General features: G+C 69.6%; 18 protein-coding genes and 2 pseudogenes. 9 read left to right on the top strand and 11 right to left on the bottom strand.

The genetic code is table 11. From position 1 onward, the window contains the following. Positions 1–904: 904 nt before the first annotated feature. A complete protein-coding gene (locus tag ACFY3N_RS35620; RefSeq protein WP_390820929.1) occupies positions 905–1,588 on the bottom strand; it encodes an IS3 family transposase in 684 nt (227 codons plus the stop codon). 220 nt (positions 1,589–1,808) lie between these two features. Here ACFY3N_RS35620 and ACFY3N_RS35615 point away from each other — a divergent pair. Beyond that, positions 1,809–2,612: pseudogene (locus tag ACFY3N_RS35615) on the top strand (Tn3 family transposase); the annotation flags it as partial. 283 nt (positions 2,613–2,895) lie between these two features. Here ACFY3N_RS35615 and car(A) read toward each other — a convergent pair. Further along, positions 2,896–4,551, bottom strand: coding sequence for an ABC-F type ribosomal protection protein Car(A) (gene car(A) / locus ACFY3N_RS35610; RefSeq protein WP_390820927.1), 1,656 nt, complete (start codon positions 4,549–4,551; stop codon positions 2,896–2,898). A 577-nt stretch (positions 4,552–5,128) separates the two neighbouring features. Here car(A) and ACFY3N_RS35605 point away from each other — a divergent pair. Beyond that, positions 5,129–5,515, top strand: coding sequence for a hypothetical protein (locus ACFY3N_RS35605; RefSeq protein WP_390820926.1), 387 nt, complete (start codon positions 5,129–5,131; stop codon positions 5,513–5,515). Between the two features lie 480 nt (positions 5,516–5,995). Here the strand turns inward: ACFY3N_RS35605 and ACFY3N_RS35600 are convergent, their stop codons facing one another. Genes ACFY3N_RS35600 through ACFY3N_RS35590 form a run of 3 tightly spaced genes read right to left on the bottom strand, consistent with a single transcriptional unit; the run spans position 5,996 to position 7,000 of the window. Beyond that, positions 5,996–6,247: a hypothetical protein gene (locus ACFY3N_RS35600; RefSeq protein WP_390820925.1), complete on the bottom strand. Its 252-nt coding sequence runs from the start codon at positions 6,245–6,247 to the stop codon at positions 5,996–5,998. Continuing rightward, entirely contained in the window at positions 6,181–6,717 is a 537-nt protein-coding gene (locus ACFY3N_RS35595) for a recombinase family protein (RefSeq protein WP_390820928.1), read from the bottom strand. The genes ACFY3N_RS35600 and ACFY3N_RS35595 overlap by 67 nt, the downstream gene beginning before the upstream one ends. Further along, a complete protein-coding gene (locus tag ACFY3N_RS35590; RefSeq protein WP_390820924.1) occupies positions 6,665–7,000 on the bottom strand; it encodes a hypothetical protein in 336 nt (111 codons plus the stop codon). Before ACFY3N_RS35590 ends, ACFY3N_RS35595 begins: the two co-directional genes overlap by 53 nt. A 721-nt stretch (positions 7,001–7,721) precedes the next feature. On the opposite strand from ACFY3N_RS35590, the gene ACFY3N_RS35585 reads away from it, so the two are divergent. Next, positions 7,722–8,192: an ester cyclase gene (locus tag ACFY3N_RS35585; protein ID WP_390820923.1), complete on the top strand. Its 471-nt coding sequence runs from the start codon at positions 7,722–7,724 to the stop codon at positions 8,190–8,192. 154 nt (positions 8,193–8,346) lie between these two features. Here the strand turns inward: ACFY3N_RS35585 and ACFY3N_RS35580 are convergent, their stop codons facing one another. Continuing rightward, positions 8,347–9,264, bottom strand: a complete 918-nt coding sequence (locus ACFY3N_RS35580) for an arginase family protein (RefSeq protein WP_390820922.1) — start codon at positions 9,262–9,264, stop codon at positions 8,347–8,349. 83 nt (positions 9,265–9,347) lie between these two features. Continuing rightward, the gene (locus tag ACFY3N_RS35575; RefSeq protein WP_390820921.1) at positions 9,348–10,262 is read right to left on the bottom strand and encodes a helix-turn-helix transcriptional regulator; all 915 of its coding nucleotides are present in this window, start codon (positions 10,260–10,262) and stop codon (positions 9,348–9,350) included. A 199-nt stretch (positions 10,263–10,461) separates the two neighbouring features. Here ACFY3N_RS35575 and ACFY3N_RS35570 point away from each other — a divergent pair, with 199 nt between their 5' ends. The 4 genes from ACFY3N_RS35570 to ACFY3N_RS35555 all read left to right on the top strand — a co-directional run bounded on the left by ACFY3N_RS35570 (position 10,462) and on the right by ACFY3N_RS35555 (position 14,645). Then, complete coding sequence (locus tag ACFY3N_RS35570) at positions 10,462–11,679, top strand: Cmx/CmrA family chloramphenicol efflux MFS transporter (protein WP_390820920.1); 1,218 nt, start codon at positions 10,462–10,464, stop codon at positions 11,677–11,679. A gap of 62 nt (positions 11,680–11,741) precedes the next feature. Then, complete coding sequence (locus ACFY3N_RS35565) at positions 11,742–12,455, top strand: NADPH-dependent F420 reductase (RefSeq protein ID WP_390820919.1); 714 nt, start codon at positions 11,742–11,744, stop codon at positions 12,453–12,455. Positions 12,456–12,614: 159 nt separating this feature from the next. Then, the gene (locus tag ACFY3N_RS35560) at positions 12,615–13,376 is read left to right on the top strand and encodes an NADPH-dependent F420 reductase (RefSeq protein WP_390820918.1); all 762 of its coding nucleotides are present in this window, start codon (positions 12,615–12,617) and stop codon (positions 13,374–13,376) included. Between the two features lie 141 nt (positions 13,377–13,517). Continuing rightward, positions 13,518–14,645, top strand: coding sequence for an NADH:flavin oxidoreductase (locus tag ACFY3N_RS35555; RefSeq protein ID WP_390820917.1), 1,128 nt, complete (start codon positions 13,518–13,520; stop codon positions 14,643–14,645). A gap of 77 nt (positions 14,646–14,722) precedes the next feature. Here ACFY3N_RS35555 and ACFY3N_RS35550 read toward each other — a convergent pair whose 3' ends face one another. From ACFY3N_RS35550 to ACFY3N_RS35535, 4 genes and pseudogenes are all read right to left on the bottom strand, one after another. Beyond that, positions 14,723–17,764, bottom strand: coding sequence for a Tn3 family transposase (locus ACFY3N_RS35550; protein WP_390820916.1), 3,042 nt, complete (start codon positions 17,762–17,764; stop codon positions 14,723–14,725). A 333-nt stretch (positions 17,765–18,097) separates the two neighbouring features. Next, positions 18,098–18,381 (bottom strand): annotated as a pseudogene (locus tag ACFY3N_RS35545) (IS5/IS1182 family transposase); the annotation flags it as partial. Between the two features lie 147 nt (positions 18,382–18,528). Then, positions 18,529–19,074, bottom strand: coding sequence for a hypothetical protein (locus ACFY3N_RS35540; protein ID WP_390820915.1), 546 nt, complete (start codon positions 19,072–19,074; stop codon positions 18,529–18,531). Positions 19,075–19,076: 2 nt separating this feature from the next. Next, positions 19,077–19,727 (bottom strand): hypothetical protein, encoded by a 651-nt coding sequence (locus ACFY3N_RS35535; RefSeq protein ID WP_390820914.1) that lies wholly within the window; start codon positions 19,725–19,727, stop codon positions 19,077–19,079. A gap of 914 nt (positions 19,728–20,641) precedes the next feature. Between ACFY3N_RS35535 and ACFY3N_RS35530 the strand changes: the two genes are divergently transcribed. Both ACFY3N_RS35530 and ACFY3N_RS35525 read left to right on the top strand, forming a co-directional pair. Beyond that, positions 20,642–21,010 (top strand): YbjQ family protein, encoded by a 369-nt coding sequence (locus ACFY3N_RS35530; RefSeq protein WP_390820913.1) that lies wholly within the window; start codon positions 20,642–20,644, stop codon positions 21,008–21,010. 402 nt (positions 21,011–21,412) lie between these two features. Beyond that, entirely contained in the window at positions 21,413–21,862 is a 450-nt protein-coding gene (locus ACFY3N_RS35525) for a DUF5707 domain-containing protein (protein WP_390820912.1), read from the top strand. The last annotated feature ends 711 nt before the right edge of the window (positions 21,863–22,573 follow it).

Below are 22,573 nucleotides of genomic sequence, written 5' to 3'. Positions count from 1 at the left end.
GGACCCTAGACAAGTCCCATCGTTGCAGGTCAGGAGCACTCTCCGCTTATTTGATCAAGCCTCGGACACTCCACCTCGCGAAAGCCCGAGGTTAGAGCTCGTACCTCTCGCCCGGAATACGTGGCCTGTACCGCTGGCGACGGATCGTCAAGAAACCGGCCACTCCGAGTCAACGACTCAGCAGGCCGGGACCTGACAGCCTCGAAGCCCTGACCGTCACAGAAGGGCAAAAGCGTGTATACAGGACGTTTATGGGCTGCGGGTGTGTTGACCGCGGCAGTCGTGGCAGGAGCCGCGGCTCCGGCGCTGGCCGACCAGCACATCTTCGTGAACGCCGCAGCCTCGTCTGCGGCGACGGATGCTGGGGCTATGGGTCGGCCCACCGGCTGCAAGTCCGTCGTGTGGGGCGACTGGGGGGCGCAAGCCACCTGCGACAAAGCCAACGGGGGTTCCTTTCGAGCCATCGCCGTGTGCACCAGTCCGTCTGATGGAGACGTTACATGGGGATACGGTCCATGGCGGAATTGGGACGGGGCGATTTCGATCGCATACTGCAATGGCGATAGCCGAGCTACGAGTGCCGGTTTCGAAACCCGGGTCTGAGTTTCCCCTGCGTCGACAAAGGGAGGATCTTCTTCATGAAGAAGCGATTCTTGTCGCTGTTCTGCACTGCCGCGCTGACAGCCGGAATTGTCGCAGCATTTCCGTCCGCGGCTGCTGCGGGCGCGGTCGCTGCGTGGCCGGAGGACTGCTGGTATGAGCTGAGGGGACAAGGCGCTGCAGCGCAGTGCGATTCAGGCTCAGGACAGTACAAAGCGGTGGTAATCTGCGATCCCTGGGCCGGGGGACCCCTGATTCAGCGTGATGCGCCGGTATGGAGGAATGCTGGCAGCGGTGTTACCTCCTACGTCTTCTGTCCCCCCATGTCCGACGGTGCGAGTGCGGGAATCCTGACGAGGGCAGGCTGATACTGCGGCCGCAGGCGATGCGATGGTGGTCGGGCTGCTTGTTGAGCGGGGCTGGGTGGGGACGTCATGTGCCCTCCGTCCTGGGCCTGCGCGAGCAGCCCGGCCACAACGTCGGTCGTGCCGTCTTCCCGTCCTCGCCGACGTAGGAGTGCTCGGTGCTGCAGAGGCATCGGCCGGTGCGTACGGTGGCGGACACGGCGAAGTCCCTCGGCATTCAGGCCGCGTCGCCTGCGCCGGGTGACCCCGGTGATGCCGCGCTCGCGCATGACCCGCTCCACCCTCCCCCGCAAGCGGGGGCACCCCCAGCGGTTGACCCGGCGGCCGAGCCGGCGCAGCTCGGCGTGGATCCTCGGCACCCCGTAGGTATGCCGGGAGGCGACATGCAGCACGGTGATCTCGTGGGCCAGGGCGTCGTCGGCGGCCTGCCTCGCCCGGCGGGCCTGCTCGCCGGACCGCCAGGCGCAGAACGAGGACCGGGCCACCTTCAGCAGCCGGCACAGCAGAGCGACGGTGTGGGTGGTCCTCTCCGCCTCGATGAACGCGTACACCGGCCTTGGGACTGGTGGGCTCGCATGTTGAGGTGTCGCGTATTCGTACGAACCTGTCACCCGAACCTGCATCAGACTCCAGATCGCGGAGAAGCGGCTGTATGAGACGGTGGCGGGCGCCGCGCGGCGGGCGGACGCGTCGTTGTCGGCGAATCTGGTGGCGCTGCTCGGGGTGCCGGAGGGGTGGTGGATCTCGGAGTTGGAGCGGCTGCGCCGGCCGCCGACGCGGACGACGGGCGCGAGCCTGGCGAAGGCGTTGGAGCGGGTGGATGAGATCTCGGCGTTCCGCCTGGGCCGGGTGAAGCCGGACAGGGTGGCCACCGACAACGCCTCCTACTCCGACATGGTGTTCGGCCTGTTCTCCCTACTCGGCTACAACTTCTCGCCCCGCTTCCGCGACCTGGCCGACCAGAGGTTCTGGCGGGCCGAGCTGCCCGAGGTAGAGACCGGCGGGTACGGGCTGCTGGAGCCGCTGGCCTGCAACAAGGCGAACCTGAACAAGGTGATCACGCACTGGCCGGACATGCTCCGGGTGATCGGCTCCCTGGTCACTGGGCAGGTGCGGGCGTACGACCTGCTGCGGATGTTCGGCCGCGAGGGACGCCCCACGCCGCTGGGCACCGCGTTCGCCGAGTACGGGCGGATCGCCAAGACCCTGCACCTGCTGCGTGTGGTCGATCCCGTCGACGACACCTACCGGCGGCAGATGAACCGGCAGCTCACCGTGCAGGAGTCCCGCCACAAGCTCGCCCGCGACATCTGCCACGGCAAGCGCGGGTAGATCATGCAGGCGTACAAGACGGGCCAGGAGGACCAACTCGGCGCCCTCGGTCTCGTGCTGAATGCAGCCGTGCTGTGGACGACCCGCTATCTCGACGCCGCGGTCGAAGAGTTGCGGACCCTGCCCTCCGAGGAGCGCGAGCACGACGTCCTGGACCAGGACGTCGCCCGCGTCTCCCCGCTCAAGCACGCCGACCTCAACGTGCTCGGCCGCTACAGCTTCCGTTCCTCCACCCCGGTTGACGGCGCCCTGCGCCCACTCCGTGACCTCGGAGCCGGCGGTCTCGACGAGGACGACGACCGCGCCGACGAATGACTCCGCGGGCCGTCAGTCCTGGCCGGGTCCGTCAATGTGGTGACGTTGCACGAGATGGACAGGCATCTGGTACTCCTCGCTGCCTGGGCGCCGCCATGGCCCATCAGGAGGTCGCGGTCGCCCTCGCTACCGTGTTCGGCTGCGCCTCCTGCCTGGCTCTCGCCGTATCGCCGTCCGCCCTGGAACGGCAGCCCTTTCCGGGCGTATGGCGTGCCGGTCCGCCTCTGACCGTCCGGAGGGACGGGCCCCTGACTCCCGTCCCTCCTGCGCACCGCTTCGGCGATCAGGTGGCGGTGATCTCGGCGACGTGCCCGTCCCGCAGCGTCAGTTGGGCGCCGTTGAAGCGGGACCGCATGCGCCGGTCGTGGGTGACGACGACGACTGTGCCCTGATAGCCGGTCAGTGCCTCCTCCAGTTCCTCGACGAGCGCGGGCGAGAGGTGGTTGGTGGGTTCGTCCAGCAGCAGCAGGTCGACCGGTTCGGTCACCAGCCGGGCGAGTTCGATGCGGCGCCGCTGTCCGTACGAGAGGTCCTGCACACGTTGCCGGAGGTCGTCCGGGCTGAACAGCCCGAGGGAGAGCAGCGCCTCGGTGTGTTCGTCGATGTCACCGGCCCGTCCGCTGCCGAACGCCTGGAGGACGGTCATCCCCTTCTGCCACGGTGTCTGTTCCTGCCGCAGGTGTCCTACCCTGCCCGACACCCGCACCGATCCGCTGTCGGGTGCCAGCTCTCCGGAGAGCACTCGCAGCAGCGTCGTCTTGCCCGCCCCGTTGGGGCCGGTGATCAGCAGCCGTTCGCCGGGCCCGAGGCGCAGGGAGTCGATGCCGAGCCGGTCGCCGACCCGGACGGCGGTGAGTTCGGCCACCGTCTCCTGGGGCTGTGCGGCCTCGGTGGTGATCTCGGCGGTGAAGGTGAGCGGCTCGGGCGGCGGCACGACCGGGTTCTCGGTCAGCCGCGCGACCCGTTCCTTGGCGTTGCGGATCCGCACCATCGCTCCGTGGCCCCGCCCGCGCATGCGGAACTGTCCGGCTCCGAAGACGGCGAAGGGCAGCTTGCGCGGAATGGCGTCCAGGCGCGCCACGTTGGACGCGATCAGCTCGCGGCTGCGGTCCAGTTCGGCGCGCCACTGCTCGTACTCCAGCAGCCTGCGCTGCCGTTCCGCCGCCTTGGCGGCCAGGTAGCCTTCGTAGCCGTTGCCGTACCGCATCACCTTGCCGGAGTCGATCTCGAGGATCGTGGTGGTGAGCCGGTCGAGGAAGAGCCGGTCGTGGGTGACCGCCACAACCGTGCCGCGGTGCTTGCGCAGGTGTTCCTCCAGCCAGCCCACGGCCCGGTCGTCCAGGTCGTTGGTCGGCTCGTCCAGCAGCAGCAGTTCGGGTTCCGAGGCCAGCGTGGCGGCCAGGGCGAGGCGCGAGCGCTCGCCGCCGGACAGGGTGCCCAGCCGCCGGCCGCGTTCCAGCCCGGGCAACCCGAGTCCGTGCAGCGCGATCTCCACCCGGGAGTCGGCCTCGTAGCCGCCGCGGGCCTGGTACCGGTCCACCAGCGCGGCATAACTCTCCAGAAGGCCGGCGAGTTCGGGGTCCTGGCCCGTCTGGTAGGGCCGTTCGGCCAGCTGGGCCTCGGCCCGGCGCATGCCCTCCTCCAGCTCCCGCAGGTCGGCCAGGGCCAGGTCGACGGCGTCCTGGACCGTGGCGTCCAGCGGCAGCTCCAGTGTCTGGGCCAGATAGCCGACGCCGCCGGGCGCGACCACCGTCAGCGCACCGTTGTCCGGCTGTTCCCGCCCGGCGATGAGCTTGATCAGCGTGGACTTGCCGGATCCGTTGTCCCCGATGACACCGACCTTCTCGCCCGGTTTGATGGTGAAGCCGATCCGGTCGAGTACGACGTGGTCCCGGTAACGCTTGGTGATGTCATGCAGAGCGAGTTGCGCTGTCGACACGCAGGAGTCCTCCTGATCTGGGTTGAGTGATGTCGCCGCGCACACAGCAGTCCGTCAGGAAAACGCAGACAGTCGGTAACCCAGACCGTTGGGAGCGGTTCCGTCCGGCGGAAACAGCGCATGGCGAAGGAATCGCAGCGCGTCCGTCTCTCAGGCGTGCACGGCCGGACGCGGTGACGGAGCCAGGCTCGACGTCCCACGCCCTCGCGGACCACACGTACCGATCACAGGGAACCCATGCCGCCACCGTAGACGACACGAAGCTGCACCGGCAACCGGTCCGGCCGCACCCGGGCGAGAGGGCCCGTCCGTCCTGCGGCCCTCCCGCCCGGGTCACGGCTGGGGGCAGGCCCGCAGGGGCCTTGACCCTTGATCTTGGACACACGAGACACTGGATCCTGAGGATCTGAGAACGGACAGCTCGTGGTCATGAAGCACTACCCCGCGGAGTTCGGCCTCGGGACTGGTGGGATCGCATGTTGAGGTGTCGTGTATTCGCTGGGCATCCACGACTTCGGTCACGGCGAGTAGCTGGTTCCGGGTGGTTTTCCGCGAGCCAGGCTGGGACGATGCGGGTATGGCGAGCGATCTGGCGGAGCCGTCGGCTTCGGAGTTGGCTGAGGGCATGCGCGCTGCGCTCAGGCATGCTCGGTGGGACCCGGACGGTGATCCAGCGGTCGCCGTTGATGTGCTGGGCGCCTTGGTCGAAGGCGTATGTGGTCCGATCGATTCAGTGGCGGCCGGGCAGATCGTTTTCGACTCGGAGGCTATGGGAACGGCGTACCTGTTCTGTGCTTCGATAAACAAGGCCCTTGATCGGAATCACCCGGCCCAGCCGCCTGCTCATCGGGGCTTGTCGATTACGGAGCATCTCGCCTTCGTGCAGCCCCTGCTGCCAGCATTTCATCGGCGGCAGCAGGAGGTACTACAGCTTCTGGACCGGGAGTTTCCGCCAGACGACTGATCTCGCGAGTGTGTGGAGCGGCGAACCGAACTCAGGCGCAATCACCGTGTGTGGTCGCCGGGAGCGTATCGACTCCAGGTTCCTCCAGCTTCGGTGACCAGGCGGGTGGCTGTCTTGTCGTGGTAACCCAGCGCCTTGGCGATGACGGGAGCCGGGGCTTGAAGGACGAGCTGTCGGATGGCGGAGGTCCTGCCGAGCTGCGGCGGGACGCCGATCTCACGCAAGTGCACTTGGAGGCTGACCGGGTTCATCGGCTGGCCGGGCCGGCGTCCGGGGAAGAGCCACTGTGAGCTGAACCGCCCCAGCTCGAATGGAGACTCGATTTCATGAAAGGATCGAGTCATGGCACGACCTTCCCGTTACCCGCTTGAGCTCCGCCGTCGTGCGGTGCGCATGGTCGCCGAGGTGCGCGACGACCACCCGAACAAGACGGCCCTGTTCTCCCGAAGCTGCCGCGAAGTGACAAGTAGCTCTCTGTGATCAGAGTGACGCGCGGTCAGGGATAGTGGGGCGGGGCCCGGGGAGTTCGCCGGCCTGGGGGGCGAAGTCGGTGTGGGCCTGTTCGACGGCTTCGGGGTATGCCTCGCGCTTGGCGTGTTCGGCGAGCGCCCGGTAGATGCTGGCGAGGGAGGGGTTCCGTCCCTTGCGTTTGCCGGTGGGGATGATCAGGTCGGGCTGGATCTGCTCGACGGACTCGCCGCTCGCCCGGCGGCGGAGCACGGTGTGCAGCATGTCGTCGGTGATGACCGGGGGCCGGCCGCCGTGCTTGCCCTTGCGGGCCGCGGTGTCGAGCCCTTCCAGCGTCGACTCCCGGATTTCTCCCGCTCGGTCTCCGCCATCGCGGCGAAGAACGCGAACAGCAGCTTCCCGGGCCCTGTCGGGTCGTAGATCCCGGGCAGGGGCCCAGCGAGCATCTCCAGGATGAGGCCGTGGGCGGTGAGGTGATCAGCGAGCGCGGTGAGTTCGGCGGCGTCGCGGCCGAGGCGCTTCATCTCGTACACCGTGAAGATGACGCGGCAGTGCGGGGCGTGCGCCTTGACCTCCCGCGCCGTCCGCAGCGCTTCCTCGAACCGGGGCCGGACCCGCACCCGGGTGCTGATCTTCTCGCTGAAGATCTTGTCCCTGGGGATGCCGTGCTTGCTGAGCGCGTCAAGCTGGGAGTCGAGTTCCTGCCCGAGCGTCGAGCATCTCGCGTACCCGATGCGGATGTCCGCGCTCGGCAGGTCCGGATCGATCGGCGCCGGCGGCGGAGTGCCGGGCCGCCAGGGTCGGCCCGGCCCCCGGTCGGCCGGGGGTCGGTACCCGCAGCGCCTTCTTCAGCCGGGGCACCGTGGTGAAGCGGCGGGTGTGGTAGGCGGAGGCGACGGCGCCGCCGCGGGAGCGGCACGGCGAGCCGGGCTGCGCGTCGCACTTCGGACAGGCGTGCTGTTCGACGTCGTCCGCGTCCGACCGGTCGGCCGGGGAGGGCTGCTGAGGGACCGTCATGGGCCCGCATTTTCGCACAATGCAAGTCTCAAAAGGGGGCCCGTCCCGCTTTTGAGTGAGAACGGGTTCTGAGAGCTAATCCGGGTCGAGCGAGGGTCCGGCGACCCACGATTGATCATGCTCGCGCAAAGGACCGTTTGTGACAGTAAGGGTGCGCGCAGCTCTGGCCATCGCTTCCAGTTGAGGGGGATCTCCAGGCGCGGCGGCCGGTGTCGCTGCCACCTGTTCGAGCTTCGTACTCGGAGCCGTGCGTCAGCGACAACGTCGCAAGGGCCGCCCGCCGCGCTGGACCGACCGCAGTCCGCATGCGCCTCGCGTGGCGCCGTCGCGTCTTCCCCGTCGGACCGGGCCGGCCACTGACTCGGCGCTCCCAGACGCCGCGGTCGAAGTCCATCTTGTGCGTGACCGCGATTCAACTGCCGAGGCCGTCAGAGGGGCGGGGCAGACCGGGGCCAGGGCGGGACGGTCCGGGGGCCATGCCGTGGGCGCCGAGGGACGACGCAGACCTTCGCGCGGGTGCTGCGGGGGATCTGGCTCAGCTGGGCCTAGGTCCGGCTGGGCTACGTTGCCGAGGCGCGGGCGCCGTTTGGAGAGAAAGACTGGTAAGGCGCGGTCTGGTCGCCGGAAGAGCCGCCCGGGAGCCGCGCCCCCTGGAGGGGATACCGGTCTTCGGCGGCATCCGTCGCCCCGGCGTCTCCATCCCGTCGTGAGAGGAATCGACATGACCGACGCCGTTGCCCAGCGCAACCTTGACAACACGCTGCTGCTGCTCCAGGACGCGATGCCGAAGGGTGACTTCGACCTCATCCGCTCGCTGGTGACTCCGGATGCCCCTATCCGGCGGGCTGGCTTCGCGGACCTGTATGCGCTCACCGGGGACGCGATCCCGCAGAGCGGCAACTTCGTGGAGTGGCTTGAGGCGGGCTGGAAGGTGCTGTCCGGGGCGCTGACCGACCAGACGGCGGAGGCCCGCGACATCGTGGCCTCCGGCAACACCGTCATGCTCCAGTACCGCATGACTGCCTTGCACTCCGGCACGTTCGCCGGTGCCCCGGCCACGGGCAAGCGCGTGGAGTGGGAGGAGATTGGTGTGCTGCACTTCGACGACGAGGGCAAGATCACCGACCTGTGGTTCATGTGCCAGGAGCTGAGTCTCGCCGAGCAGATCGGCTACAAGGCGCAGTTGGGCTGACTCACAGCTCCGCCGTCCTGTCCCGGGCTCACGGTTCCCCCGGGGGCTCCGTGAGGCCGGGACGTATCTGTCCGTGTCGCACGAGCGGCGCCCCACGTGCAAACGGGGGCGCCGCTCGTGCGTGAGAACGGGATTTCTGCCGTCAGTGGGCAGGTCACCCGTTCTGGAGCAGGGGGAAGCCGTTGAGGATCTGCTGGAGGTGCATGACCTGCCGGGGAATGAACTCGGCGATCGTGAGGCCGACGACGTCCGCCGCTTCGTCGATGTCGGCGACGATGCGACGTACTTCGCTGCTGGTGAGTCCGCCCGGGACGAACCCGAGTCCGAGGCCGATCTCGTTGCTGTCGATGGTGTCGACGTCGAAGTGGACGGCGACACGGGAGCAGCCGGTGGCCCGCAGCCAGTCGAGGAAGGGCCTGGTGGAGGCCCGCAGCTGGTCAGGGCTGAAGGAGGGGGTGCCCCAGGCTGCGATGTTGGGGAAATCGTCGTCAGTCCACTCGTGCAGGCCGACAAGGGCGAGGCGGTCGGGGGAGACGGTGGCGGGCAGCAGCTTCTGTACGTCGTCGTCGCCGTGGCCGGTGAGGGCGGTGACGGCCATCGCGTGGTAGCCCTTGTATGCGCTGTCCGGGGTGCCGATGTCGGGGTGGGAGTCGATCCAGATCACGGCCAGGTCGTCGCCGTAGCGGCGGGCGAGTTCGGCGAAGGGGGCCACGCTGACCGCACACTCGCCGCCGAGGGTGGTGATCCGTGCCGGATCGTGATCGCGGATCACGTCCAGGGCGCTCGCGAGCTGCTTCAGCACCACGGCCTTGGCCTCAACACCATCACGCTCCTCCAGGCCGTCGTCGCTCATGGTGACAGGGACGGTCGCGGTGGGGCCCTCGTGCGGCGGCAGGATGGCTTCGAGCACCTTGGTGCCGACCGCATAGCCACGGCGGGCGACGCCGAGCGGGAACTCGGGAGCCAGCTCCTTGACGACGGCGGCGCCGGCGCCCTGCCACTGGGGCCAGACGAGACGCAGATGGTCGCCCTCGCCGTGGGACGGGTCGGCGGGGGTGGTGGCGTGGAACATGGGCTTCCTTTCACGGGCACGGGCGGCAGGACGCGAAGTCGAGCGAGCCCACCTGCCCGCGTGCGCAGGCTGGTGTGCGTCGGTCACTCAGGGTGTATCGCGGTGCCGGGCAGGTCGGCCTGAGACGCGCCGTCGCCGCGGACGGCGGCGGGAGCGCTCCAGCTGGCGAGGAGGGCGAGGGCCTGCGCGGAGGCGGTGCCGGGTTCCGCGGTGTAGACGCAAATGGTCTGGTCCGTGTCGGCGGGCAGGGCCAGGGTCTCGTGATTCAGGGTGAGCTCACCGACCACGGGGTGGTGGAAGTGCTGCGTGCCGTGGGCGCACTGGGCCACTCGGTGGGTGTCCCACCAGGTGCTGAACTCGGGCACCCGGACGACGGCCTCGCCGATCAGCTCGTTGAGCAGGGCGTCGTCGGGGTGGCGTCCGGCTTCGAGGCGCAGGTTGGCCACGACGATCTCCGCGACCTCGTCCCAGTTCCGGTACAGCTCGCGGGCTGCCGGATCGAACAGAGCGAAGCGGGCGAAGCTGCGCTCCCGGTAGGGCAGTGCCTCCCAGTCGATGATCAGGGCCTTGGCCAGCTGGTTGGCGGCGAGCACGTCGCCGCGGTGGTTGGCGACGAAAGCCGGGGAGACGCTGTTGAGGACGTCCAGCATCCGGTGAACCTCAGGGCGCACCCGCTGCACGGGCTGGGGGCGGCCGCGCTGCGGACGCGCGGTACGGCTGCGGGTGCGGGCGAGGTCGAAGAGGTGAGCGCGTTCGTCGTCGTCCAGGCGCAGGGCGCGGGCAACGGCATCCAGGACAGCCTCGGAGACGTTGGGGTGCCGGCCCTGTTCGAGGCGGGTGTAGTAGTCCGTGCTCACCCCGGCAAGCTGGGCGACCTCCTCGCGGCGCAGCCCCGGGACCCGGCGGACACCGATACCCGCAGGCAGTCCCGCCTCGGCCGGGGTCAAGCGGGCCCGGCGGGTGCGGAGGAAGTCGGCCAGTTCAGCGTTCTGCTCCATTCCTCCAGTATTCGCCGGGAGCGGGGCAGCCACCCCGCTCAGGGTGGCCCAGCTGGACCCAGGCTCGGCTGGGCCAGGTTTGGCGGCTGATCCGCTGTGCGGCGGCGTGAACCTGGATCACGGCGGTCCTGCTTGACCAGGCCGTCTTGCCCACGCGGCAACCCGCTCGCCTGGCGATGTCCTCTGGAGCACCCTCATCATGCCTTTGATCATCTATGTCCTCGGGTTCGGCACGTTCGCCCAGGGCACCTCGGAGTTCATGCTCTCCGGGCTGCTGCCCTCCCTCGCCGGGGATCTGGACGTCTCGCTGTCCGAGGCGGGGCTGCTGGTCTCGGCGTTCGCGATCGGCATGGTCGTCGGCGCTCCGGTGCTGACGCTGGTCACCCTGAAGCTGCCCCGCCGCGCGGCGCTGGCCGGTTTTCAGGCGGTGTTCGTCGCCGGGCACGTGGCCGCCGCGCTCGTGCCGCACTTCGACTTCCTGCTGGTCATGCGGGTGGTCACGGGCATGGCGTACGCCGGGTTCTGGGCGCTCGCCTCGGTCACAGCGGTCTCGCTCGTCTCCGCCGACCGGCGCGGGAAGGCGATGTCCGTGGTCGTGTCCGGGCTGAGCCTGTCCATGATCCTCGGCGTTCCGGCCGGCACGCTGCTCGCGCAGCACGCCAGCTGGCAGGCCGCGTTCTGGGCGGTGGCCGTGATGGCCGTGCTGTCCGCGACCGCGGTGCTGCTCACCCTGCCCGGCAGGCCCGACACGACGGCTCCGCGGCCGGGGCTGCGCAGGGAACTGCGCTCCCTGGCCGTGCCACGGCTGTGGGTTGCCTACGCCACCACCGCGCTGACCATCTCCGCCACCATCGCGATCTTCTCCTACCTCGGCGCCCTCCTTCAGGACGTCACGGGCCTGTCCGAGGGGCTCGTCCCGGTGGTGCTCGGCCTGTACGGGGTGGGCGCTCTGGCCGGCCTCACGGTGGGCGGCCGGATCGCGGACCGGGCGCCGTTCGGGGTCCTGCTGACCGGCATGGGCACGGTCGCGGTCGTGGCCGCTGCCATCGGGACGACCGCGCCCGTGCCCGCGGTGGTGATCCCGCTCGCCGTCCTCCTGGCTGCCGGGGGCTTCGTGACCAATCCGGCCGTCAATGCCCGGGTGTTCGGCATCCTCGGCGAAACCAGGACGCTGGGCGGTGCGGTGAACATCGCCGCTTTCAACGTCGGCATCGCCGTCGCCCCTTGGGTCTCCGGCCTGGTCATCGACGCGGGCCCCGGCCTGGCCGGGATCGGCTGGGTCGGCGCGGTCTTCGCCCTGGCGGCCGTCGCGAGCACCCTGCTGGACCGGCACCTCACCCGCCGCCACCCACGCGCGACGCCCGCCCCCGCCCCGGCGGTCACCGAGGCACCCGAGCCCGCCTCCACCTCCCGATAACAGCCACGCCCCGCAACAAAGACCCATCCCCTCATCCCACCCCGTCTCGAAGGGACACCTGTATGAGCACCATCGGACTGATCGGCAGCGGACTGATCGGCGGCACCGTCGCACGCCTGGCCGTCGCCGCCGGCCACGACGTCGTCCTGAGCAACCGGCGCGGACCCCAGAGCCTGGCCGCTGTGGTGGCGGAGCTGGGTCCCCAGGCCCGCGCGGCCACCCCCGCCGAGGCCGCCGCCGCGGGCGACATCGTGGTCGTGACCGTTCCGCTGCACGCCTACCGCACGGTCCCCGTCGAACCGCTGCGCGGCAAGGTCGTCATCGACACCAACAACTACTATCCCCAGCGCGACGGCCGCATCGCCGAACTCGACGACGAGACCACCACGACCAGCGAGCTGCTCCAGGCCCACCTGCCCGAGTCGCGCGTGGTCAAGGCGATGAACAACATCTTCTACGTCCACCTCGGCAACCTCGCCCGGCCCACCGGCCACCCGGAACGCTCGGCCCTGGCCATCGCCGGCGACGACCAGGACGCCAAGAAGACCGTCGAGGCGTTCCTCGACTCCATCGGCTACGACGCCCTGGACGTCGGTCCCCTCGCCGAAGGCTGGCGCTTCCAGCGCGACACAGCCGCCTACAGCCAGCCCTACTTCAGCACCGGCCACAGCCTGACCACCACCGCGCAGGGCGGCGACCCCGGCCCGGGACAGCCCGTCACCGCGGACACCCTGCGGCCCCTGCTGGCCGCGGCCAAGCGGTACCGCGACATGTGACCCGGCCCGCTCCGGCGCAGCCGCACCACCGACCACGGCCGGCCACGAGACCTCGTGTCCCAAGACCGCACGCCCGACCCCCGCCCACAGCTGCTGACCGCAGCCAGCCCGCCCGCTGCAGAAGCCACTCCCTCAGCATCCAGGAACGAGACGTTCGCCATGCCCCAGACCATCGCCTTCATCGGAAGCGGCAACATCGGCCGCACCCTCGCCCGCCTCGCCGTCGACGCCGGACTCGACGTCATCCTGAGCAACTCGCGCGGCCCCGAGACCCTGGCCGACAGCGTCGCCGAGCTCGGCGACGCCGCCCGCGCCGCCACTCCGGTCGAGGCCGCCGAGGCCGCCGACCTCGTGGTGGTCTCCCTGCCCTTCCACGCCTACGACAAGCTCCCCGTCGATGCCCTCGCCGGCAAGACCGTCATCGACACGATGCACTACTTCCCCGAGCGTGACGGCCGGATCGACGACCTGGAGGAGCGGCGCACCACCAGCAGCGAGCTGCTCCAGCGCCACCTGTCCGGAGCACACGTCATCAAGACGCTCGGCAACATGGACTTCCTCCGCCTGTACAGCTCGGCCCGACCCTCCGGCCACCCCGAGCGCAGTGCCCTGCCCGTCACCGGCGACGACGCCAGGGCCAAGGCCCAAGTCGTGCGGTTCATGGACACCCTCGGCTACGACGCCGTCGACGTCGGCTCGCTCGCCGACAGCTGGCGCCACGAGGCCGGCACCCCCATCAACGTCCTGCCCTACGTCGGAGAGCCCCCCACAGGCATGACCCAGGAGCAGGCCCGCGAGTGGATGTTCAACGGACCCTCCGCCGTGATCAGCGCCGCCCGTGTCAGGGAACTCACCGGCCAGGCCACCCGGACCGGCCGCGTTGGTCTTTACCTGGAGGACCTCTTCCCCGCCGGCCGCTGACCCGCCCTCACCCCAGACTCCCCCCGTACCGGTCAAGGCGATCTTCCCTGGCGCACCGGACCCGCTCCGGCAGGGCGGCACCCGCACACGGAAACCAGCGCACCGCGCCGACCCGCACATCAGCATCGCAAGGAGCACCACGTGACCCTCACCCCCGCCGCCCGCACCCGCGCAGCCGGGATACTCGACCGCTCCGTCACCGTCAACGGCCTGACCATCCCCAACCGGATCGCGATGGCGCCGATGACCCGCCAGTTCTCCCCCGACGGCATACCCGGCGAGGACGTGGCCTCGTACTACGCGCGACGCGCCGCCGCCGGCGTCGGCCTGATCATCACCGAGGGCACCTACCCCGGCCACCCCTCCGCAGGCGACAGCGATCGCGTCCCGCGCTTTCATGGAGAAGAGCAGCTGGCGAGCTGGGCGAAGGTCGCCGATGGCGTGCACGCGGCGGGCGGCACGATCGTGCCGCAACTGTGGCACATCGGCATGGCCCGCGAGCAGGGGCGGCCCCCGTTGCCCGACGCCCCCGCCATCGGCCCCTCCGGCCTGCGGATCGACGGCACCGCCGGCACGGGCAAGGCCATGACCCAGCGGGACATCGACGAGGTCATCGCCTCCTTCGTCGAAGCCGCCGTCGATGCCGAGCGCATCGGCTTCGACGGCGTGGAGATCCACGGGGCCGGCGGCTTCCTCATCGACCAGTTCCTGTGGGAGCGCACCAACCGTCGCACCGACGCCTACGGCGGCGACCCGGTAGCCCGCACGAAGTTCGCCGCCGAAGTCGTCGCAGCGGTCCGCGACGCGGTCTCGCCCCAGTTCCCGATCCTCTTCCGCTACTCCCAGTGGAAGCTGGGGGCCTACGACGCCAAGCTCGCCGAGACCCCCAAGGAGCTGGAGGCCATCCTCACCCCGCTCGCCGCGGCCGGCGTCGACGCCTTCCACGCCAACACCCGCCGCTACTGGCTGCCCGAGTTCGACGGCTCCGACCTGAACCTGGCCGGCTGGACGAAGAAGCTCACCGGCAAGCAGACCATCACCGTCGGGTCGGTCGGCCTCGACGGCGACTTCATCCGGATCTTCGAGGGCGAAGGCGCCCCGATCAAGGGCATCGACAACCTCCTCGACCGCATGGAACGCGACGAGTTCGACCTGGTCGCCGTCGGCCGCGCACTCCTCCAGGACCCGAACTGGGCCATGAAGGTCCTCCATGGCCGCTTTGATGAACTGGCCCCGTACGACGTGCAGTCGCTGGCGACACTGAGCTGACACGCAGCGCGCCTGACAACCCCCTCCCGCGGACGATTCAGTTCAGCCGCCCGCCAGCGATGCCGGGGGACGGGCCTTCAGGACCCCGGCCCGGCCGCACCCCCCGCTGCAGGTTCGGGAGTCCGCGTATCGGGCGCGGTGCGGGGGCCGGGCACCATGGCCGCGGCGGCGAGGTCGAGGTGGGCGTTCATGTCCAGCTCGAACCGACCGTAGGGGTTCACGTGGGTCCAGAACAGCGGGGACAGGGCCCGCCGGTCGGCATCGGTGAGCCGCTTTTGCCACTTCTCCTCGCTCAGGATGTCCTGGAGGAGCAGGGTGTTGACGTGCACCAACGCCGACTGGAGCAGGTGCAGGGCGAGCATGGAGACCTCCTGGGACTCCTTGTCGGAGCCGGTCAGGTCGCCGTCCTTGCCGTAGAACAGGTCGTGGTTGGCGGAGTTCCAGTTCTCCACGACCTGGAGCCCGTCGTTGATCTCGCGCCGCAGGTCCGCGTCGGCGAGGTAGTCGCAGATGAACGCCGTACGCACCGCTCGCCCGAGCTCCTCGATCGCCCGGTACGTCGGATGCTTCGGCCCGCCGCGGGTGAAGCGCCGCAGGACCTGCTCGGCCTCCGCAGTGCCCAAGCGCAGGGCGGTGGTGTACTTCACGATCTGGTCGTACTGCTGGCGGATCAGGTCCCAGTCGATCGTCTTGGTCGACAGCACCGGCGCCAGGTTCGGCCACTTCTCGTCCTCCCCGGCCGCCGGCCGGTACAGCCGCGCCGAGCCGACGTTCTTCAGCCTGGGCAGCAGGTTGAAGCCGAGCATGTGGGCGAAGGCGAACCCGACGATGGAGGCGCCGTGCGTGTCGGTGTACTGCCGGTCGATCTCTAGGTCCGTGCAGTGCCGCAGCACGCCCTCGATCATCGCGGCGACCTCGGAGGCCGAGCATGACTTGAGCTGGCTGTAGACGCACAGCGACTTCTTCTCGACGTGCCAGTAGATCATCACCCCGGGCCCGCGGTACCGCTGGTGCCACTCGGTCATGAAGTTCGAGCTCCAGGAGCCGAACTTCTTGGAGTCGCTCGCGCAGGCGGTGCCCTCGCCCCACCACGCGGCATCGCGGGCGGCGAAGGTGGCGTTGACCAGCCGCACCAGCGCGGCGCGCAGGTTGGTCCGGTTGACGAACAGGTGCCGTACCCGGCGCAGGACGGCCTCGCTCTCGCCGTGCTTGCCGGTGACCGCGACCCGCTTGATGCCCATGTTCGTACCCAGCGCGAACAGCACCAGCAGCAGCCGGCGCCGCAGCACCGCCTTCGGGACCGCCTCCCTGGTGGCGACCGAGGTGAACTCGCCGGTGAAGCCGGTGGCGAACTCGGCCTCCTTGAGGATGTCGATCAGGTCGATGGTGCCCCAGCGGCGTTCGATCTCCGCCTTCAGGGCGACGAGGTTCTCCGGCTCCTCCTGCTTGCCCAGCGGCGAGACCTTGATCCACGGCTCGCCGTGCTTCTTGACGATGTCCACCCCGCCCGTGGTGCCCAGCTCCAGCGCCGTGTCGAAGCGGGTCAGGGCCTCGCGCAGCCTCTTCTCCAAGACCTCGATGAACTTCTCCGGGTCCTGCGGCTGGCGGATCGCGTCGTAGTGCACATCGCGGTTGTCCTCGAAGTCCGGTGGCAGATCGTCCTCCGGGTTCTGCCACCGGCTCGCGCCCGGCACCCAGATCTCCCGCCGCCGCAGCGCGTCCCGCAGGCTGACGAGCACGCACAGCTCGTACGGGATGCGCTCGACCCGGCCCCGCTCATCCACGACCGCCTTGCGCCACTCCTCGCGCACCACCCCGGCCAGAGGGATCTTCTCCGACTCGTCGAAGAACGCGCCCTCCTTCGCGATGGGCTGGTTCAGGTACCGCTTGAGCAGGTCGATGGCGTCCATCACCGGCCGGTAGGTGGTGTTGTTGCACTTCAGCTCCAGCGCGTTCAGAAGCGGCGAGAGCATACGCCGCCAGTGGTTGGAGTACGACGAGCGCAGGACCGTACGCACCCGGGCCCGGTAGCGGGCCTCGTTCGCCGCGGCCTCCGCGGCGAGGGCCTTCAGCGTGGACTCCCCGGCCACCGGATAGATCACCTTGCGGACCGTGCCGCCTGGCTCCGCGACCGCCGCCTCCGCCAGCCGCAGCAGGATGCCCTCCTTGCCGCGGACCCGCTTGAGCTCCTTGTTGAACTCGCCCTCGACCTTCTTCTCCGCCCGCGTGTTGATCTTCTGTACGAGCTGGATGAACAGTTCCACCAGCGAGTCGGTGATCTCCGTCTCCCGCACGTAGCACAGCGTCGACAGCAGCGTGTACCGCACCGGCCCAGCCGCCGCCCGCAGGTCCGAGGGATACTCCTTCGCCGCCCGCGCCCGCCAGGCCGCCACCAGCTTCCCCGACACGTCCCCGAACAGCTCCGGCGTAAGCTGAAGCCCGCGCACCCGCTGAAGCTTGTTCACCTCCGCCAGCAGGCTGTCCAGCCCCAGCGCACCCGGGTCCGCCTTCAGCTCGGTGAAGAACGTGCCCCCGCCACCCGCACTGTCCGCGTCCGTGTCGGCGTCCTCGGCGATCAGGTCATCCAGCCGCGACCGGGTCGCCGCCGACAGCCGGCCCACCGTGGCCGCGCAGAACCGTTCCTCGAAGGTGCTGACCGCCCTGCCCACCAGCCGGGCGATCTGTCCTGGCGCCGGCGGCTCCAGCCGATCCTTGCGGCAGCGGGCCACCACCGCCTCCGCCAGCCGGTCCCGGTTCAGCTCCACCCCGCACAGCTCGACCGCCAGCCACTCGGCGAGCTGGCCCTGGTCCTCCTCCGTGCACTCACGGAAGCCGAACGCGCCCCGGATCTCCATCCGGTGCCGCTTGATCGCCCGCCCCGACCAGTCGTACGCGGCCCACTCCTCCGCCGCCACCTTCACCTGCTGGGCGACGTACGACACCGCCGGCACCGGGATCTCCCCGGCGTCCTCCGGGAACCGGGCCTCCACCTCGAAGAACTTCAGCAACAGCGCGAACCCCAACCGGTTCGCCCCCGACTTGTTCCGCAGCCGCTCCTGGTCCTCCTCCAGCAGCGTCCAGACCTCGATCAGGTCCTCCGGCTCCCACTCCTGCCGCACCCCAGGCTCCTTCCGGCCGTCATGACCGGACCAACCTCGCCGAACACGGCCCCCGATGAGCCCAGAAGATCAAAAACACTGACAAGTGCACCCCAGATCCGCTACAGAGAGCTACTTGTCACTTCGCCGTAGCTTCGGGAGAACAGGGCCGCCCCAGTCGTGACCACCGGAAAGGCCCCTGCCGCGACGCCGATCCTGTTCACCGCTCCGCTGTTGCTGCCACTCGTGACGACATCCGGTCCGGTCACGCCGTGCAAGCGCACACCTGCGTCCGTCCCGGACGTGGACGGCATCGCCGTGTCGTACGTAGGCCGTGTCTCCCAACTTCGTAGTCGCGAGTCTGTCGTAGCGGGTGGCCAAGCCTCGCCACTGCTTGAACAGGCTGAACGATCGTTCCTGCGCTTGTAGGTCTCGGTGCCCGAGGTTCGGGGCCGTCCGCCGCTGCGGCCCTTTCCCCTGCGGTTGGCCTGCCGATCCGCGCGCTCGGAGAGCACCGTGCGGATGCCACGGGCCTCGAGATCTCCGACGGCGTCCTCCGTGACGATCCGCCCGCACCGCACCCCCACAGCCTCTTCCGGGCCGACTGGGGAGTGTTCCGGCACACCCTGGCCCGGCTGCCGGCCGTCCGGCTCGGAGGGCCGGTGTGACGTGGGCGTCAAGGTCTTCCGTGGTGCCGGTGCGAGCGGAAGGGTAAGCTGGCCTCCGAAACCTAGACCCATTGAGGCCCCCGCTCCGGCGGGGGCCTCAATGGTGTGCCCGTCGTGTCACGGACGGGACGGCCTCCGCCGTGACCGGTCACGGACCGTCGAGAGGTTCAGTACCTCCGCGTTCCCCTCGGGAGCGGCGGCCTTGGCCGGCTTCGGACGGCCGGACGGCCTTCCGCGGCCCAGACGCTTCTCCTTCTTCTCCTGCTCGGCCTGGGCGACGGATGCCTCGTAACGCTCCTGGTAGTCGTCGACGTCGAGACGGTCCGCGGGATCGAGCGTCCCGATCGCCTCCAGGTGCTCGGTGACGCTGCGCGCGCCACTGATCATCGGGTTGAGGAAGTAAATGCCCTTGGCCTGGCGGAACACCAGCTTGGCGAGGATCAGGGCCTGCAGGCCCCGCCCCACCATGGAGCGGTGCACGTCCAGGGCTTCGGCCAGCTCCTCTTCGGTGACCAGGCAGCGCCCTCCCGGCTCCTGGGTCCCCAGGAGCCGGAAGAGCACTCGGTAGGCGATCCCCGGCATCGCGGGCATGTAGGCGAAGCCGTTGAAGGTGCCGTATGTCAGCTCCGGCGGCTCCGGGTTCGCAGACGCTGCAGTCCTCATCCTCACGCCTCCGGCTTCTTCTCCGTACGCTTGCGGGTCCTCGACGATGGTCTGGGCAGTTTCGCACCCGGCAGGGCCATGTCCCTGAACTCCTCCGGAACGTGGGGGTCGAGCACCAGCTCATTGAGCAGGCTCAGCTGTTCCACCTGGACCTTGACGCTCCTGGCCGCCGACCCCCGGACGGGTTTCTCGATCAGTCGGTAGCCTCCGCGGAGGGTCACCGCGGGCTGGAGCTGGATCGCCCCCTTCTTCGGGGAGTAGGCCAGCCCCAGCTTCTTCAGCTTGGACTGGGCCCGTGACACCTGGGCGGGATTCATGTCCAGCTCGGCTGCGATCTCGGCCTGCTTGAGCTCGACCGCTCCTCCCACTTCCTGACTTCCCATCATGTAGAGCAGTACGCACAGGGTCACGTTGTCGTCCCTGAAGTACCGGGCGGCCCAGCGCAGGAACTCCAGGCTGTCCTGGGCGAAGTACTTGCCGATGAAGTCGCCGGCGGTGACCGGGGGCTTGACCTCCGCCGTGTGGCCGACGGGCAACTCGACGAGGTTCTTCCTCGGGCCGAGCGCATCCGCGTACGGACTGCTGGGACTCGGCGCACGAGGCGGGGACGAGCCGGGGACCCGGCGGGGGTTCCTCCGAGGCTGTGCGGACATGTCGCTGCGTGCTCCTCAAGATCGAAACCTAGACGCCGAGCACAGTAGCGATTGCGCATATGGATAGCAATGACGCGACCTATCTGCGCGTTGCCCGCGTCGAACATGACTTCGGAGACATGTTCGCGAGGGTTCCGAAGCCCGTCGCGAGATTGCGCACATAAGTCGCAATGAATACGGGGCAACTTGACTCGAGGCGCAAGTTCAGCAGCCCCAACTTGCGCTGGAAGTCATGTTCTGAGGCACTGTCACCCTCTCTGACCTGCGAAAACGTAATCCGCTCTCTTCTCTATAAGTGCGGGTCCGTGTGTGCTTGCGCTTCTTGAGCCGCTCCCGAGAGGCATCTGTTCGAGGTCGTCACCAACCGCCCTCCCCGTCAGGCTCCGTGGCACCAAGGGGCTTCGCCGACCCGTGCAGTCGCCTCGATCCGGACCTGGAGCACTCCCTGCCCCGATGGAACCTGTACCACCGAAAGTCAGCCACGACGGTGCAGGCATCCGAACGACCAGGCGCGCGTATGTCTCCAGCAACCCCGTCCCGGTCTCAGCCACGCTGCCCTCCCTTCGAGGACCCCGACGGACCGGCTCGCCCCACACGGTGAGCCACCGCGTCACCGTCTCGTGGTCCGGCTGATCCGCGACCGGCAGGGTCACGGTGCCGAGCCGGGAGCCGCCATACGGTTCGCATTCCGTCCCACCCGGTCGGGCCACGCACGCACCACGACGCGACGGACGCCGTACGGCCCGGTGACTCACTCGGGATGTAGTCACCGCCCTTCCCGCCCGGCCGCGTGGACACGTCGGTTCGGCGGTGAGGGCGGTGAGGGCCGTGAGGGTGGTGGTGAACCAGCACTGTCCGACGTCGTCGGGTCAGATGTCAGACCGTTCATTCCTTTCTCTTTGCAAGGCGGCCCCATGCTCATTGACGACTACACCGGAGGTACGGCGCAGGGCTCGGACGTTCTGGTCGTGACCACCAATGAAGTGCCCGGGCACGATGTGAAGCAGGTCATCGGAGAGGTGTTCGGGCTCACGGTACGTTCCCGCAACCTGGGCTCCCAGCTCGGCGCGGGACTCAAGTCGGTGATCGGCGGTGAGCTGAAGGGCCTGACCAAGACACTGGTGCAGACCCGGAACGAGGCGATGGAACGGCTGGTCGAGGCCACCAGAGCGCGCGGCGCGAATGCCGTGCTCGCCATGCGCTTCGACGTCACGACGGCTCAGGACGTCGGTACCGAGGTCTGCGCCTACGGAACCGCCGTGATCGTCGCTCCGGCCGCCTGAGGCCGGCGGCGTTCGAGCTCGGGGCGGCCGGACCTGTCCGGCCGCCCCGAGCGTTTTCCGCCGTCAGGATGCGGTGTCCGGTGGAGGGGGTGGCCGCTGGGCTGTCAGGCCGGAGAGTGCGACGAGTCGGGGTGGGAGAGGAGGCCGAGTGCCCGCCCTCTTCGTAAGAGGTCAAGGTGAGGACCGCGGGTGAGCGGCTGTCCTCGGGCTCGAGGCGGACCGCGATCTCCTACCCGGGGTGCAGACGCTGCACCCCGGGTTCGACACGATGATCCTTCCGCGGCGTGAGGACCGCGCCCTGCGCCCGGCCCTAGGCTCGATCACGTCGGGAAAGCGGCCGACCAGCGGTTCTTCCGAGCTTTCCCACACCTCGACACCTCACTCTCAGCAGGGGGATCCACCATGTCCAAGCGCGTTCTCGTCCCGTCCCTCATCGGCCTCGCCACCCTCGGCGCCGTCACCGCCGGCGGCTACGCCATGGCCTCCACCACCACGGCACCGACCGTGGAGAACGGCTCCGCCGTCTACGTCGCGCCCTCCCAGCCGGGCGGGGGAAAGCTCTCCTACACCGCGGACGTGAGCGACGACTCGGGTGTCCGTGAGGTCAGGGTCATCGCGTGGCCGGCGAGCTCCGAGCTCGACCCGACCGAGCCGGAGCTGCGGCACGTGGACAAGGCCACCTGCCGCAGCGTCTCGGACAGGACGTCCCGCTGCACCTATACGCCGGAGGTGACGCCGCAGGACGCGGCCGACCTGGCGGAAGGCACCTGGTACGTGTCGGTACTGGCGACGGCGAAGGACGGCGGCACGACCTTCGTGCCCCGCGCGGCCACCTTCGACGTCACCCGCTGACCCGTCACCAGGCCCCCGGCACCCGCGCGGTCCGGCGCCGGGCGTCTGCCACGGGGAGGAGCGACCCGCACGGTCGGACCGGATGCGCGGTGCGGCCGGCGGACCGCCGACCGGGCGGGGCCGGTAGGCCCGCTCCCGGCCGGGTCCGACCGGGCGGGCCCACCGCAGCACCCGAACCGGACCCCTCCGCGGATCGTCGGGCATGCCGAAGGAGCCGGTGCCCCGGCTGCCGGAGTGCGGTGATGCTCCGATCCCCAGGCCCGGGCCGCGGTGAGGCGACCCGCCTCCGAGGGCCGCTGGCGCGAGCCGGCCGCCACCCCTCCCCTTCCCGCCCCCGCCCTTGCTCCGTCACCCCCGCCGGAAGGAGTGTGCCGTGTCCCGTACGGCCGAGCCCCTCGTCCCCGCCGCCGTGCCCGTGCACGCCCCGGTGACGTGCACGCCCGGCTCCCTCCCGCACCGCGTCGACGGCCGGGACCGGGGAGGGGAGAGATGACCGCCGGCCCCCTGCCGTGGGACGCGCCGGCGCCGGCCGGGGCGGCTCCCGGCGCGGGGACGCGGCCGTCCGGCCTCGCCTTCGCCGCCGTCCGCCACGGCGGGCCCCGGCGTGCTTGGGTTCTACTGAGCTTGTCGGCGTGATGTCGTCAGGGTGAGTCCGGTTGCGGCGAGGCATCCGTCGATGGTTTCGCTGCGGTACTGGAGTTCGCGGAGGGT

Origin of the sequence: Streptomyces sp. NPDC000348, from assembly GCF_042898795.1 — a bacterium.
GTDB lineage: Bacteria > Actinomycetota > Actinomycetes > Streptomycetales > Streptomycetaceae > Streptomyces.
This window is presented reverse-complemented; position numbering and strand designations above follow the sequence as displayed.